Here is a 14,051-nt window from a genome sequence, read left to right on the forward strand (position 1 = left end):
TAGGTGGCTGTGCAGGGGACGGCCACGCCGACGCCAGCGGCCAACGACACCGGGGAAGGCCTTTTGGAACTCTTTACCGTGTTACAGCGGTCGCTGGACCAGTTGGTCGCGACGCAGGGGCGACTCGTCGCGACGCTCATCCTCCTGGTCGTCTTGCTTTTCAGTGTCGTCGTCGTTCCAGCAGCCCTCTCCCGGCTTCGGTCTGTCACGTCAGACCGAACTGGCGACTGGCTGCAAGTCATGGCCGACTACACGCCGACGACCATCCGGGGTGTGTTTCTCCGGATCGCCCAGTTCTCGATGGTCGTCCTCGTCGTCGTCTCGTTTCTCATCGTCTGGGGAGTCCTCGATGTAGTCCAGACAGTAGGTCCGTACCTCGACGGGAGCGACCAGTCGGTGCTGGCGACGATACAGACGGTCGTCCTCGTCATGCTGGCCTTTGTCCTGTCCGACCAGATGCAGCGGTGGATCGGCCGGTTCAGCCAGGCCGTCACTGGCTTCACCGAACACCAGGAAGAGATCCTCCTCCGACTGGGGCAGGTCACTGTGTTCGTCACCATCGGCGCGACGATCTTCGCCGTCTGGGGCATCGATCTCAGCGGCCTGCTCGTCGGGGCCGGCTTCCTCGGTATCGTGGTCGGTCTGGCCGCCAGACAGACGCTCGGGTCGCTCATCGCCGGCTTCGTCCTGATGTTCTCCCGCCCGTTCACTATCGGCGACTGGGTGCTCGTCGGCGACCAAGAAGGGATCGTGACCGATATCACCATCTTCAACACGCGGCTGGAGAACTTCGACGGCGAGTTCGTCATCATTCCGAACGACCGCGTGAGTGACCGCGCGGTGACGAACCGTAGCCGCAAGGGGCTGTTGCGTCTCACGGTCGACATCGGTGTGGACTACGACACCGACGTTGACCGGGCGATGGACCTCGCTCGCGAGGCGATGGCCGACATCGAACACGTCGTCGATTCGCCGACGCCGGACGTCGTCCCGAAAGATTTCGGGGACTCCGCTGTGGTGATGGAACTCCGGTTCTGGATAGACCACCCGACGCCACCGCGGAAGTGGCGCGCCATCTCGGCGGTCGTCCGGGGTGTGAAAGCCACCTTCGACGACGAGGACATCACGATCCCGTTCCCCCAGCGGACCCTCTCGAATCGCGTGGACGCGGCGGACGAGGAGTCGCTGGAAGGCGGCGTGGAGATGCGTCCGGACGGCGACGGTTGACCTACAGGTCGAGGCCGTCGAGAAGGAGTCCCAGTCCGAGAACCCAGCATCCCAGTGCGGTCCCGAGCGTGCTGACATAGAACAGCAAAGACAGCCCATGCTCTGTTGTCAGCGGCCCACTCATCGCGGCAGTCGCGGCATCGCTCGCGGCCAAGAGCGACCCAGAGGTCAGAACCATACCGGCGAATGTGCCGACGGCGACCGGTAACGCCACGGCGATCAGCACCAGACCGACACGTTCGGCCAGCGCGGCGACTACAGCCGGGTCGAGGGATCGGCCACAAGTCGGGACCGGCTGCCGCTGTGCCATGTTACTTCATAACATATTCGAATGACATAAAAGTGCGTTCCTCGACAGAGACCGTGACACATATTCGGAGTGCACAGCCGATCCGGTAATCACACAGAACAGCTGCCTTAGGCGCTAAAAATGGTGTTTGCTGTTCGCTCTGGACGGTAGACACGCCGCGGCGGAACGGCCGCCGGTCGAAACTACTATCCCCAACGGGACGAACGGAGTGATATGAGCACTCCGCCGGGGGAGTATTACACCGAAGAACGCTGGCAGAACTGGCTAGACCGTATCGAGGAAGAAGAAGTCGACCCTGAAGACGAGGATTCGGCGCGGCTCCTGTTGAACCTCCAGGACGACGCCGCGATTGCGGTCGCGAAGATCCTCACGGACTACGAGGACGGACCGCTCGACGAAGAGGCGACCATCGACGAGCTTACCGGTGTCCGGGAGATCGTCCTCGACGACATCGACATCGACGACGAGGAGACCGTGATGCTGATCGACGGCGTCCAGACCTCGCTTTTGTGCGTGTTCTACGCAGCCGAGGAGTTCGTCGCGGAAGGTCCCGCGGACGACGCAACCATCACGGACTACATCGAGGCCGCCGCAGACGCGGAAGCGGAGGAGGACCTCGACGCAGCGCTCGGTTACTGTGTGCAGGCCGGCACGCAGATCATCGGCGGGTCGGAGCTCCCGATGGAGGTCGCCGAGGACCTCGAATACGGACTCGTCTCCGAGTGGGTCAACGGACTCGACAGTCTCCAGACCGCGATGAGCGACCCGGAAGTCGTCGAAGAAGACGAGAGTTGATAATTCGGCAGTCAGGTTTTTACCGCCGTCTCCGCAACTCATCGGCATGACTTTCACGGGCGATGAGCGCGCGCAGTCAGTGCAGGTCGGGGCTGTACTGCTGTTCGGCGTGCTTATCATCGCCTTCTCCTCGTACCAGGCGTTTGCCGTGCCGGAGCAAAACCGGGAGGTGGAGTTCAACCACAATCAACAGGTACAGACGCATTTACAGGACCTGCGGAACGCTATCGTCTCCGTCCCGGGACAGCCGAGTCAGCAAGCCGTCTCAGTGCAGTTGGGGACGCGATACCCGAGTCGGCTGGTGGCGACGAATCCCGGACCGCCGTCGGGGCTGCTGTACACGGACGGAACGACCAACGAGTCGCAGAACCTCACGATTCGTAACGCCGAGGCGATTAACCCCGAGACGGCAGATTACTGGGACGGAACCGCACCGCGGCACTACAACACAGGGGCCATCGCCTACAAGCCGGAGTACAACGTCTACGGGGAGGCCCCGGAGACCGTGTACGAGCACTCGGTCGTCTACAACCAGTTCCGCGAGGGGAACATCACGCTCTCGGAACAGGCGATGGTCGATGGGCGCGACATCACGCTCGTCGCACTCAACGGGTCGATGAGCCGCTCGGCGAGCGATTCGGTTACGGTCGACGTGCGGCCGACATCGCAGTCGTCCCGAACGGTTCGCGTCACGAACGCGACAGAGACGTCGAACGTGTCGGTCTCGTTTCTCTCCCGGCTCCCGGCGGAGGAGTGGAGAGTGCTTCTCGAAGACGAAATCGACCCAAGTCCGGGTAACAAAAGCAACGACCGGTACATCGCAAACGTCATCGAGGCCGAGGGGCCAGGCTCGCTCTACAACGTCACAGTCGTCTTCGAGCGGGGAGCCACATATCGCCTGAAGATGGCGAAAGCGGGCGTCGGCACTCGTGTTGCCTCTGAAAGTGACGCGTACCTCACCACTGTCGGCAGTGAGAACGTTACTGTCGCAAAGGGCGACGACGAAGAGATTGTGCTGGAGGTTCGGGACGCGTACAACAACCCCGTAAGCGATGTCGAAGTGAACGGCTCAGTCGATGGGAGTAACGCGGGGTCGCTTACCACGGACACAGAGTCATCCGACAGCGACGGTCGCGTCAGGTTCGTCTACGAGACAAGCCAGTCGACGACAACTGGAACAGCCACCGTCCAGTTCAGCCTCGACGAGATCAATGGTTCGTTCGACGGCGAATCTCCTGAAGACGTCTCAGTGCCGGTGACAGTGACGGAAGCGAATCCCGGATCTGGGGGCGGGTCCGGCAACACAGGTCTCATCTACAACGAGGACGCTATTGCCCTCAACAGCAATGGGAACACTGATGGGGGCGTTGATGGGGGCGTCCAGTTTAGTGTCACCAATGAATTAGGCGAGGAGATCACAATAACGACGGTGGCAATCGACCCGGTTAACGACGATATAATCCGACTCAGTGACACCTTTAGCAACGACCGTGACCCAGCACCACAAGAGAACGAAGTATATATTCAGGCAGACACTAACGGATATACCGACTTCGGTGGCGGAACAGATGTCCCACGGACTGTTGATGTCGACAGTGATGGCAGCCTGAACGGTCCAAACCCAGTGCTGTCCGATACGTCAACGGCGACATTCCACCTGTTCGAGTTTATTCAGGATACCTTGTTTGGCTCTTCCGAGATAGATATGACTGGAGAGAGCGTCACGATAACCGTCACCTACGAGCTATCGAGTGGTGGTACCGATTCGAAGATGTTCACCGTCACTCCCGGAGGTGCGAACACGAACGAGCAACCGAACGCCGACTTCACGATAACCTCTGACGGGTCGGAATCGAATGGCAAGTGGGACTTCGACGCCAGCCCGTCCAGCGATCCGCAAGGCGACATCGTGACCTACGAATGGGATTTCGACGAAGACGGTATCTTCGAAACGACCGGCCAGACAGTAGAAAAGAAAAGAGTGGACTCCGGCACAGTGGTCGCACTCCGCGTCGTTGACTCAGAAGGGAATGCCGACACTGTCCGCAAAGAGGTTCCGTAACGGCCGTTCTCACCGCCCCTCAGCAGAGACTCACGGTAATGTAGACGACGCCGTCAGCGGTGGCCGCACCGACGCCGATGTGGTTCGCGTTCGCCACGTACAACGTGTCACGGGGGCCAGAGAGGTCGAACCAATGGTCGGCGACGGCGTCGGCCGTCCGAGTCGCGTTCGCGCCGTTGGGGTCGACGCTCGTGACCAGTTCGAGGTCGGTTACCGGGCGGATGTACGCGTTTCCTTCGTGGCGGAGGCGACACTGCTCGGACAGTCCGGCGGCCGCGTACCGGTCCGCCGTGTCTGACCCGTTCGCGATCGGTGAGGCCGACCCCTGCGCGGCCATTCGCTCGCTGTGGTTGCCGGCCATGGCTGACAGCGTCTGTCCGGTTTTGGTCTCATCCGAGAGGGAGCCGTCGAAGGCGTCGTTGGCAACCGGGTTGCCGCGTCGGTCGTTGATCGCCGCCACAAGCCGGTCTTCGAGGCGGACCGTATCGATAGCCGTCCCCGAATCAGCTGGCGTGGTCTGTGCCGCGTCCGGGGTCGCGGTCGGTTCTGCGGACTGCGTCACTCCGGCCGCAGTCGCCTCGGTACTCGGCGTCACCGGTGACGCACTTTCTGCACTGGGCGTCGCTGCCAGTGACGGCTCCGTGGATTCCGCCGGCGCTGACTCGGTCGCGTCTGCACCAAGCGTCCCTTCGACTGCTACTCCTGCGAGTCCCGAGACACTGAGTGCCGCCAGAACAATCAATCCGAATGTGATGACCGATCTGTTCATGTGAAACGTTCCTGTCCTGTTCCGAGAGATGATAGCTGAGATACAGTTCTCTCGGGACTGGGTCGAACGGCGTAGATTCGGCTCTCTCTCCACAAATATGTTTGGACAGAATCGGCGTTCTGATTACCAGCGACGAAAACCTGCCCGTAAACATCTTTACTGTGGCTGCGTGTGCTGAGGTATGGGTGACCTGTCGCGGCGCGGCTTCGGGGCCTCGGTGCTCGCCGCGCTCTCCGCCGGCTGTCTCGGGAATCGACCGACACAGGAGTCCGAGACGACGCCAGTTCCGGAACCGACAGCGTCACAGCGTGCTGCTACAACTGACCACGCCGGGGCTGCCTCGACGCCAGCGGCGGACAGTGCTGCGGCTTCAGCGGACCCCCCGACAGCACAGCGCGCCGAGGCGTCGCAGACGAATAGCTCGACGGAAACGTCGGCACGGCTGCAGGTCGAAACCGAGACACCGACGCCGACACCCGAGCCGAACCACCGGTCGGTCGATACGACGTTCCGGCTGGAGGAAGACGAGTACCAGGATTTCACGGTCGAGGCGACCGGCCAGACGACGCTCACCTACGACCTCATCGTTCGGCGTGGCCCGGCCGTCGATGTCATGCTGTTCACCGAGGAAGAGTACCGGGCGTTCCAGAGCCGCTACCGGGCCAGATACGCCGGTGAGGTGTCGCGGTTCCACGAGACGAACATCCGCGACAAGCGGATCACCATCTCGCCGGGGACGTATCGGCTCGTAGTCAACAACACCGACTGGTCGCGTGCCGTTCCGTCACCGGATGAGCCGTACGACGTTCTCGAAGGCGAATGCATGGTCGATTTCTCTTTTAGTACGGAACCGGCGACCAGCGAGTAACTGTCCCACAGAGAGTTCGCGGCCCATCGGCGCAATACTAGTCAACCGTCGAAAAGCCAGTCGACAAGCCCATATACATCCACGCTGACGCTAGACTCATGACTGCAGTCGGTATCGACGCCATGGAGATCTGGACCGGGAAGCTCAAACTTGACCTCGCGGAGACGTTCGCGCCGGCTCAAGGAGACGACCCGGGGAAGTACACGAAGGGGCTCGGCCTGCGCGCGTCGTCGTTCCCGGACGTGTACGAGGATATCGTCACGATGGGGGCGAACGCGGCCCATCGCCTGATGGAGCGCAAGGGGCTGACGCCCGAGGACATCGGCCGGATCGACGTGGCGACCGAGAGCGCCTTCGACAACTCGAAGCCTGTCTCGACGTACATCGCGGGCTGTCTCGAACAGGTGTACGACGAGAACTTCCACCACGCCAACAAGGGCGAGCGGAAGTTCGCCTGTATCTCGGGGACACAGAGCCTTGACGACGCCTACAACTGGATCCGCGCCGGACGGAACCGCGGCCGAGCCGCACTCGTCATCGCAACTGACACCGCACTGTACGCCCGCGACGACCCCGGCGAGGCCACGCAGGGGGCCGGCGCGGTGGCGATGCTCGTCGATGAAGATCCGAATCTGGTCGAACTCTCGACCGAACAGGGGTACGGCAGCGCCGACGAGACTGACTTCCTCAAGCCCAATCAGCAGTTCCCGTCCGTCGACGGCAAGCGCTCGGTGAACGTCTACCTCGCCCGTATGCGCGAGGCGCTGGAGGACTTCGCGGAGGTGGCCGGCGACATCCACCCGGGCGACTACGAGATGATTCCGTTCCACACGCCGTTCCCGGGGATGGTCCGGAAGGCCGCGGCACTCGGCTACCGACACATCATCCGCGGCACCGACGTGGGCGACCTGATGGCCGAGGAAATCGGTCACCAGCCCATGCGCGCGGACTTCGAGACCGACGACGAATTCCACGCCGCTATCAAGGAGTACACCGACGCACTCACGGAAACCGAGCGCTATCAGGACTGGTACGCTAACACCATCGAACCGACGCTTGCGATCTCCCGCGAGGTCGGCAACTGGTACACCGGCTCCGTCCACATCGCCCGCGCCGCCGGCCTGAAACACGCCCGCGAGAGCGGACTGGATCTGGACGAGGCCCGTTTGTTAGTTGCCTCCTACGGGTCCGGCGCACAGGCGGAAGTCCACGCTGAGACCATCGTCCCCGGGTGGGAGGAGGAAATCGGCGCGCTCAACATCGACGAGCAGATACGGAACCGCTACGACCTCTCCTTCGCCGAGTACGAACAGGTCCACGACGTCCATAATCACGAGACCGAGACCGATGTCGAGGAGTTCACCGCGCCCGAAGACGAGTTCGCCTTCGACGGCTGGGGCCGGATGGGTGAGCGGAAATATCGGTACGTGGAGTAGCGAGAGGCACGACCGAAGGGAGTGGCTCTCGAGTCGGAACGGCGACCGCAGGGAGCCGTGGAGAATAGCGAGAGCCCGAGCGAAGCGAGGGGTCTCGTACAGACGAGCGGCGCAGCCGCGAGAATAGCGAGGTTCGGAGCGAGCAGCACGAGCGAGAACCTCGAAATGCGAACGGGGAACGGAGTGACCCGTGAGCAGCGAGGGGTATCCCATCTATTGTCGTGGATACGTGGAATTCTATTTGTGCTGCACTGGACAGTATACACTACCCGACTACGGCTTATCGTTGTTGAGGCGGCTAATACTGTCGTCGAGAGACACAGAGAGGGTTCCCCCACTGTTGTAGTATTGAAGCGCAAGCATCGTCCCGACGAATGAGGCAGCAACAAGAAGTCCAAAGCCGGCGAACGCCCAGAGGATAAGATAGTCCAATTGCACCATGCGTGGACATGACACCTCGGTATCAAAGTAGTTCTCCCTAGAAACTCTGCAGTCCGGCGGAGCAGTTGTGTCACGCTGTCCGGTGAACAAAGAGATCGCAGTCACGACAACAGTCGTTTTCCAGAGAGTACGTCGACGGGCGCGAAACAGCACGGCCGGAACCGGCGCGCTCAGGGAAGACTCCGCAGCCCGCCGAGCAGGTCCTCCAGATCGATATCGGTGATCGCAAGGGAGAAGTCGTCGATGCGGGCGAGGTCCTGTGCGTGCTCCCAGACCGCCTCGTCGTCAAGCCCGTGGAGGATAACCGCGTTCGGCGTCGGTGAGACGACACGGAGCGCGACCAGCGGGGATTCGCCGCGGGTCACGTTCGTGAACACGAGGGCGCGGTTCGTCGACTGCCCGTATAGCTGGTAAAACTCGTCCGAGGAGAGGCGCGTGATGGCGGCGATGGAGTTGATGACGGTGTGGCCCGCGACGGTGTCCTGACTGCCCCGGAACAGTTCTTCGGCGTCGATAGCGTCGTAGACGCGCTCGACGCCGACGTTGGCGGAGTACTCGCGGAGGTCGTGGACAACGTCGCTGTCGAACCCGGCCGAGAGCACGCGGGCGTGCTGGCGGATGTGGTCGCCGCCGCGGTTCTCGTCGATATCGAGCAGTGCGACGACGAGTCGCCTGACCACGCCGATACCGGGGTTGTCGCGCCGCCCGCTCTCGTAGTCCGAGACCACGGACGGAGAGACGTCGAGTTCGTCGGCGAGTTCGGTCTGTGCAACGTCGAAGTCAGTGCGCCACTTCCGCAGGGTCGCCCCTGGGTCGTCGCTCAGTGCCACCTCACCCGCCATTTTCTCCGCGAGGTCGTCGCGTGCGCCCCCTGCCATTAGTTCACACGCTGGAGGGTCGCGAATAAAAGGGTATCGGAACCACGGGCGCTTACCGGCGGGCGGTCAGTTCGACCGCAGCGAGGACGCCGTTTGTGGGAGCGTGAACGACGCGCACTTCGATGCTATCGCCCGGGTCGACAGTGCCGCCGCCGGCGTTCAACTGAAAGGTGATTGCCCGGCCCGCTGACCACCGCTTGCCGCCATTGGCGATGACACCGCCGACACAGTAGTCGTAGACGATGTTGTCGGGGTCGTCGGTGTTGCTCGCTGACAGCGCCGTTCCGGAAACTGGCAGGTCGAGGATGCGGGCGTCGGTGTCTGGCAGTGCAACAGCGATTGCCAGTTCGTCGGCCGGGACCGGGTCGCCGCCGGCGTGTCGAATCGCTACTGTGTTCCCGCCGCATCCCCCCGACGGGCCAGTCACGAAGTTTCCGGTCGAGCGGGCGACGGTGGGCGTCCGCTGGTCCAGGTCGGTAGTCGCAGTGAGTGCGAACCCACCGACTGTCGCGGCTAAGAGGACGGTGACCGAGAGCATGAGCACCACGCCAATGACGGGGCTGACGCCGCGACGGTCTCGGCTGAGGCTGGAGGAATACACGACTGGGACGTACTGTCCTCCTTTTCGGTCAAAAGTCTCAGGAGTGGGGGCCCGCTATGAGTCCCCGAACGCGGTCGCGATTGCGGCCCCGACAGTCCCGAAGACGGCCGGGTAGACGATGCCGGCGAGGACAACTGCCGTCAGCAGCGTCGGCGCGCCCTGTCCGGAATCGCCGGCGCTGACAGTAAACAGCACCGCCCCGAGCGCCGCAAGCGGGAGGTAGCCCAGGACGACAGCGGGACCGACACGGACCGCACGGCTGAGGTCAGTTGTCCCGTCGATACGAGCCGTCGCGATCCCTGCGGCCGTCAGCACTGCCGGCGGGAGCAGGTACAGGATCGGCGACAGCGACTCGTTCTCGGCGATGAAGTTGACCGCCGACGTCCCGCCGAGGAAGGGGATGTTGACCGTAACTGTCGTTGTCACGAACTGGGCGTTGAAAAACACCCAGCCGACGATTTTCCAGGCCGCCCGGTCGTCGCCGAACGACTCGGCGATGTTCGTCAGCAGCGCGTCCTGAACGGTGGAGATGCTCAGGGCGTAGACGAGGACGTACGCCAGAACGAACGCCGCGATACCGGCGAGGGCACCGACCGCGTAGCGCTGACGGGGTGTGTCACTCATGACGGTTAGCCCGCGGCCAGTAACGGGGATATGTCTTCTGGCTTGAGGAGCGGTGTGGCTCCGCAATCCCTAAACGCCGGTCGCGCCAATCACGATCCAATGGATTGGACGGAGAAGTACCGCCCGACGACGCTGTCAGAGGTGCGGGGCAACGACAAGGCCCGCGACGCACTCAAGAAGTGGGCGGACACGTGGGACGACCACCGCGAGGCGGTCATCATCCACGGGTCCCCGGGTATCGGGAAGACCTCGGCCGCCCACGCGCTGGCAAACGACATGGGGTGGTCGACCATCGAACTCAACGCCAGCGACTCCCGGACCAAGGACGTTATCAATCGGGTGGCCGGCGAAGCTGCCAAATCCGGCACGCTGACCGCCGGCGGTGGCGGCCGTCGACTCGTCATCATGGACGAGGCGGACAACATCCACGGCAACGCCGACCGCGGCGGCGCGCGGGCCATCACCGCGCTGGTGAAGGAGGCCAGCCAGCCGATGATTCTCATCGCCAACGAGTACTACGAGATGTCAAACGGCCTGCGGAACAACTGTCAGGACATCGAGTTCCGGGACGTCTCGCCCCGCTCTATCGTCCCCGTCCTCCGTGATCTCTGTCGCCAGGAGGGCGTCGAGTACGAGTCCGACGCGCTGCAGGAACTCGCCGAGCAAAACAGCGGCGACCTGCGGGGCGCGGTCAAGGACCTCCAAGCTATCGCCGAGACGACGGAGCGCCTGACCGCCGACGACGTGGTGACCGGCGAGCGCGACACGACCGAGGGCATCTTCGAGTACCTCGACGTGGTACTCAAAGAAGCCGGCGCGCAGGAGGCGCTGGAGGCCAGTTACGACGTGGACGAGACGCCCGATGACCTCATCAACTGGATCGAGGACAACATGCCCAAAGACTACGAGGGGGCCGAACTGACCCGGGCCTACGAGTTCCTCTCGAACGCCGACCAGTGGCTCGGCCGCGTCCGCGAGACACAGAACTACTCGTTCTGGCGCTACGCCGGCGACAACATGACCGCGGGCGTCGCCGCGGCGCGGGACGGGACCAAGGGCGGCTGGACCCGCTACGGGCCGCCGAGCTACTGGTCGAAACTCGGTCGGTCGAAAGGAACCCGGAACACACGGGACTACGTCGCCCAGCAGATAGCCGCCATCGACGGCGTCTCGATGCGGACCGCCCGCCGGGAGATCATGCCCTTCCTCTCGACGATGACCCACCACTGTCGGAACCGCGAGCTAACGGTGGCGATGGCGGCGACCTACGATATGGAGGCCGAACACGTTTCCTTCGTCACCGGATCGGGCAAGGACACGAACAAGGTGCAAGACATCGTCGCTGACGCCGAGGCGCTCAAGGAGGAAGCCGCCGTCGAACACTCCGGCGGAGTTTTCGAGGGGGCGAGTGCGGACGGCGGTGACGGAGCGGGTGTGGCGGATGGCGACGAAACCGCCGACGCTGACGAGGAGAACGGCGACCAGCAAGTAACGCTTGCGGCCGACGACGAAGCAGGGTCCGATGACACCGGAGCAAGCGATGCGGCTGACAGCGACGATACCGAATCCGCGAGCGAGGCGGCCGAAGACGACGACCAGCAGTCCGGCCTCTCTGACTTTATGTAGTCACCGCCCGGTCGTGCCGAGACCGGGAATCGCGACACGGTCTTCGACGTACTCCATCAGGAGCGACGCCGAGATGACCAGCGCCAGGTACAGCAGGCCGGCGAGGACGAACAGCTCCGTATAGCGGTAGGTCTCACTGGCGATAGAGTCGGTTCGCTGGAACAGTTCGCGGACGGTAATGAAACTCGCGAGCGAGGAGTACTTGATGAGGTACACCAGTTCGTTCGACCAGCCCGGAATCGCGTAGCGCAGGCCCTGGGGCAGGACGACGTGCCGGATTCCATCGACCTTCGAGAGGCCGATAGCGCGCGCGGCGGTGAGTTGCCCCTCCGGGACGGAGTTCAGCGCTGACCGAATGTACTCCGACTGGTAGGCGGCGCTGTTAAGCGTGAACGCGATGACGGCCACCCAGAACGCCTGTGCGGGGATGAATCCGGTCCCGACGGTGGGTAGCTCGCGGATGATCGTCGTCAGCGGCGTCGCGAAGTAGAGGACGAACAGCTGAGCGAGCAACGGCGTCCCGCGGAACAGTTCGGTGTACCCCAGCGCGACCGAGCGGGTGGCGCTCCCGCCGTACACTCGGGCGACGCTGAGCGGGACGGCGATGACGAACCCGAGGGCGATACCCAGCAGCGTCAGCAGTATCGTCGCCCACACGCCGGTCGCCAGCGGTGGCAGGTAGGGGATCGACGCCGCCAGGAACTCGAAGAAGCCGGCGACCCAGCCGACGGGGAACCCGACCGGACCGAGACTCGCCGCGAGACCGCCAAGCGTCGACGCGGCCGACTCGAACGGTGCCGTCGGGAAAAACGACGTGTTGCGCTCGATGAGCGCGCCGTCCAGCAGGAAGTCGTTCGTCCAGCGCACGACGAGCCACGTCCAGAAAGCCCCGACAGTCAGCAGCGTCAGCGGCTGGTCGGTCAGTCCGGCGGCACGGGCGCGGATCGTTCGGCCGGTCGTCGTGGACTCCGGCGTCCCCATCGGTCACTCCCCCTCGTGGGTCGTCTCCAGGCGACTGAGGAACTCGCCGGTTCGGGCCGCCTGCGGGTTCTCGAACAGCTGTTCCGGCGGGCCGTGTTCGACGATTTCACCGTCGTCGAGGAAGATGATGTCCGACGCCGCCGACCGCGCGAACCCCATCTCGTGGCTGACGACGAGCATCGTGATGCCCTCGGCGGCGAGGTCGCGCATCACCGCGACGACTTCCCCGACGAGTTCCGGGTCGAGCGCGCTGGTCGGCTCGTCGAACAGCAGGAGCTTCGGGTCCATGGCGAGCGCGCGGGCGATGCCGACCCGCTGTTTCTGGCCGCCTGAGAGTTCGGCGGGGTAGGAGTCAGCCTGATCCAGTAGCCCGACCTGTTCGAGGTGTTCGTAGCCTTGCTCCTGAGCCGCCGCCTTGTCCATGCCGCGGACTTTCCGCAGGCCGAGCGTGACGTTCCCCAGCGCGGTGAGATGGGCGAAGAGGTTGAAGTCCTGGAACACCATGCCGACCTGTTTCCGGAGTTCGTTCACGTCGGTGTCGACATCGGTGACGCACTCACCATTGAGGTAGATGGCACCGCCGTTAATCTCGGTGAGACGGTTCACACAGCGCAGCATCGTCGACTTGCCGCTCCCGCTGGGGCCGATGACCACGTCGACGTCGCCGGCGTCCATCTCGAAGCTGACCCCGGAGAGCACCTGTTCCTCGCCGTAGGACTTGTACACGTCGTCGAGTTCCAGCAGCGGATCGCTCATGCACGCTCACCGCCGGGGATGCTGAAGTGATCGTCGACGTAGTCGAGCGAACGGTTCGTCACGAACGTGAGAACGAAGTAGATGAGGCTCACAGTCAGGAAAATCTCAAGCGCGGCCGTGCTCTGACCGCCCTGATAGAGGTTCTGGCCGACGGTCAGCAGTTCGCCGAGGCCGATGACGATGGCGATACTCGTGTCTTTCAGGACGATCGTGAACTCGTTTTGGAAGCCGGGCACGCTCCGGCGCAGCGCCTGCGGGACGACTACGCTGCGGATCGCCTGCAGTCGGCCCATGCCGACGGCGCGAGCGGCTTCCAGTTGCCCCTCGTCGACGCTCTGGAGCGCGCCACGGAATATCTGTGATTGATACGCGGCGCTCCGGAGTCCGAGCGCGATAGTCGCCGTCACGAAGGCGCTGCTCGACACCGAGAGACCGAAGAACAGCAGGATAATGATGACGAGCAGTGGCGTCCCGCGGAGGACGACACCGGCCGTCTCGACGGCGCGTTTGAGTGGGCCGCGGCCGTACACCTCGACGGCGCCCGCCGGGAACCCGAGCAGAAAGCCAAGCAGGATGCTCGCCGCTGTCAGGGCGACCGTGACACCCGTACCGACGAGTAGCAGGTCGAGGTTCCCGACAACGAACGCCCAGTCACTCTGCAACGGGAGGGGTGGCAT

General features: G+C 63.5%; 14 protein-coding genes. 6 read left to right on the plus strand and 8 right to left on the minus strand.

Annotated elements, in window-relative coordinates:
* The first annotated feature begins 3 nt into the window (after positions 1-3).
* The gene (locus tag SG26_RS03890; RefSeq protein ID WP_008312620.1) at positions 4-1,227 is read left to right on the plus strand and encodes a mechanosensitive ion channel family protein; all 1,224 of its coding nucleotides are present in this window, start codon (positions 4-6) and stop codon (positions 1,225-1,227) included.
* 1 nt (position 1,228) lies between these two features.
* Here the strand turns inward: SG26_RS03890 and SG26_RS03895 are convergent, their stop codons facing one another.
* Complete coding sequence (locus tag SG26_RS03895; RefSeq protein ID WP_050007027.1) at positions 1,229-1,537, minus strand: hypothetical protein; 309 nt, start codon at positions 1,535-1,537, stop codon at positions 1,229-1,231.
* Positions 1,538-1,750: 213 nt separating this feature from the next.
* On the opposite strand from SG26_RS03895, the gene SG26_RS03900 reads away from it, so the two are divergent.
* On the plus strand, positions 1,751-2,332 hold the full coding sequence (locus tag SG26_RS03900; RefSeq protein ID WP_014040970.1) for a DUF2150 family protein: 582 nt from the start codon (positions 1,751-1,753) through the stop codon (positions 2,330-2,332).
* A gap of 46 nt (positions 2,333-2,378) precedes the next feature.
* A complete protein-coding gene (locus SG26_RS03905) occupies positions 2,379-4,394 on the plus strand; it encodes a PKD domain-containing protein (RefSeq protein ID WP_050036891.1) in 2,016 nt (671 codons plus the stop codon).
* A gap of 19 nt (positions 4,395-4,413) precedes the next feature.
* Here the strand turns inward: SG26_RS03905 and SG26_RS03910 are convergent, their stop codons facing one another.
* On the minus strand, positions 4,414-5,163 hold the full coding sequence (locus SG26_RS03910) for a CAP domain-containing protein (RefSeq protein ID WP_014040972.1): 750 nt from the start codon (positions 5,161-5,163) through the stop codon (positions 4,414-4,416).
* Between the two features lie 181 nt (positions 5,164-5,344).
* Here SG26_RS03910 and SG26_RS03915 point away from each other — a divergent pair, with 181 nt between their 5' ends.
* Both SG26_RS03915 and hmgB read left to right on the plus strand, forming a co-directional pair.
* The gene (locus SG26_RS03915; RefSeq protein WP_014040973.1) at positions 5,345-6,031 is read left to right on the plus strand and encodes a hypothetical protein; all 687 of its coding nucleotides are present in this window, start codon (positions 5,345-5,347) and stop codon (positions 6,029-6,031) included.
* Between the two features lie 98 nt (positions 6,032-6,129).
* The gene (hmgB, locus tag SG26_RS03920; protein WP_008312608.1) at positions 6,130-7,467 is read left to right on the plus strand and encodes a hydroxymethylglutaryl-CoA synthase; all 1,338 of its coding nucleotides are present in this window, start codon (positions 6,130-6,132) and stop codon (positions 7,465-7,467) included.
* A gap of 611 nt (positions 7,468-8,078) precedes the next feature.
* On the opposite strand, the gene SG26_RS03925 is transcribed toward hmgB, so the two are convergent.
* From SG26_RS03925 to SG26_RS03935, 3 genes are read right to left on the minus strand one after another with little or no spacing between them, the layout of a single operon-like run.
* The gene (locus SG26_RS03925; protein ID WP_008312606.1) at positions 8,079-8,786 is read right to left on the minus strand and encodes a helix-turn-helix domain-containing protein; all 708 of its coding nucleotides are present in this window, start codon (positions 8,784-8,786) and stop codon (positions 8,079-8,081) included.
* Between the two features lie 52 nt (positions 8,787-8,838).
* On the minus strand, positions 8,839-9,387 hold the full coding sequence (locus SG26_RS03930; protein WP_079980807.1) for a type IV pilin: 549 nt from the start codon (positions 9,385-9,387) through the stop codon (positions 8,839-8,841).
* A 54-nt stretch (positions 9,388-9,441) separates the two neighbouring features.
* Positions 9,442-10,011: a hypothetical protein gene (locus tag SG26_RS03935; protein WP_050036892.1), complete on the minus strand. Its 570-nt coding sequence runs from the start codon at positions 10,009-10,011 to the stop codon at positions 9,442-9,444.
* A gap of 99 nt (positions 10,012-10,110) precedes the next feature.
* Here SG26_RS03935 and SG26_RS03940 point away from each other — a divergent pair, with 99 nt between their 5' ends.
* A complete protein-coding gene (locus SG26_RS03940; protein WP_050036893.1) occupies positions 10,111-11,637 on the plus strand; it encodes a replication factor C large subunit in 1,527 nt (508 codons plus the stop codon).
* Here SG26_RS03940 and SG26_RS03945 read toward each other — a convergent pair whose 3' ends face one another.
* The 3 genes from SG26_RS03945 to SG26_RS03955 are packed head-to-tail and all read right to left on the minus strand — an operon-like array spanning position 11,638 to position 14,051.
* Positions 11,638-12,618: an amino acid ABC transporter permease gene (locus SG26_RS03945; RefSeq protein ID WP_050036894.1), complete on the minus strand. Its 981-nt coding sequence runs from the start codon at positions 12,616-12,618 to the stop codon at positions 11,638-11,640.
* Positions 12,619-12,621: 3 nt separating this feature from the next.
* Positions 12,622-13,374: an amino acid ABC transporter ATP-binding protein gene (locus tag SG26_RS03950; RefSeq protein ID WP_050007030.1), complete on the minus strand. Its 753-nt coding sequence runs from the start codon at positions 13,372-13,374 to the stop codon at positions 12,622-12,624.
* Positions 13,371-14,051, minus strand: a complete 681-nt coding sequence (locus tag SG26_RS03955; RefSeq protein ID WP_014040983.1) for an amino acid ABC transporter permease — start codon at positions 14,049-14,051, stop codon at positions 13,371-13,373. The genes SG26_RS03950 and SG26_RS03955 overlap by 4 nt, the downstream gene beginning before the upstream one ends.

The organism is Haloarcula sp. CBA1115 (genome assembly GCF_000827835.1).
GTDB lineage: Archaea > Halobacteriota > Halobacteria > Halobacteriales > Haloarculaceae > Haloarcula > Haloarcula hispanica.

Bases quoted from the DNA above. Each gene is read 5' to 3' on its own strand.
- SG26_RS03940 (WP_050036893.1), top strand. From the start codon at position 10,111: ATGGATTGGACGGAGAAGTACCGCCCGACGACGCTGTCAGAGGTGCGG.
- SG26_RS03915 (WP_014040973.1), top strand. From the start codon at position 5,345: ATGGGTGACCTGTCGCGGCGCGGCTTCGGGGCCTCGGTGCTCGCCGCG.
- SG26_RS03945 (WP_050036894.1), bottom strand. From the start codon at position 12,618: ATGGGGACGCCGGAGTCCACGACGACCGGCCGAACGATCCGCGCCCGT.
- SG26_RS03900 (WP_014040970.1), top strand. From the start codon at position 1,751: ATGAGCACTCCGCCGGGGGAGTATTACACCGAAGAACGCTGGCAGAAC.
- SG26_RS03950 (WP_050007030.1), bottom strand. From the start codon at position 13,374: ATGAGCGATCCGCTGCTGGAACTCGACGACGTGTACAAGTCCTACGGC.
- SG26_RS03925 (WP_008312606.1), bottom strand. From the start codon at position 8,786: ATGGCAGGGGGCGCACGCGACGACCTCGCGGAGAAAATGGCGGGTGAG.
- SG26_RS03910 (WP_014040972.1), bottom strand. From the start codon at position 5,163: ATGAACAGATCGGTCATCACATTCGGATTGATTGTTCTGGCGGCACTC.
- SG26_RS03935 (WP_050036892.1), bottom strand. From the start codon at position 10,011: ATGAGTGACACACCCCGTCAGCGCTACGCGGTCGGTGCCCTCGCCGGT.
- SG26_RS03895 (WP_050007027.1), bottom strand. From the start codon at position 1,537: ATGGCACAGCGGCAGCCGGTCCCGACTTGTGGCCGATCCCTCGACCCG.
- hmgB (WP_008312608.1), top strand. From the start codon at position 6,130: ATGACTGCAGTCGGTATCGACGCCATGGAGATCTGGACCGGGAAGCTC.
- SG26_RS03905 (WP_050036891.1), top strand. From the start codon at position 2,379: ATGACTTTCACGGGCGATGAGCGCGCGCAGTCAGTGCAGGTCGGGGCT.
- SG26_RS03955 (WP_014040983.1), bottom strand. From the start codon at position 14,051: ATGCCACCCCTCCCGTTGCAGAGTGACTGGGCGTTCGTTGTCGGGAAC.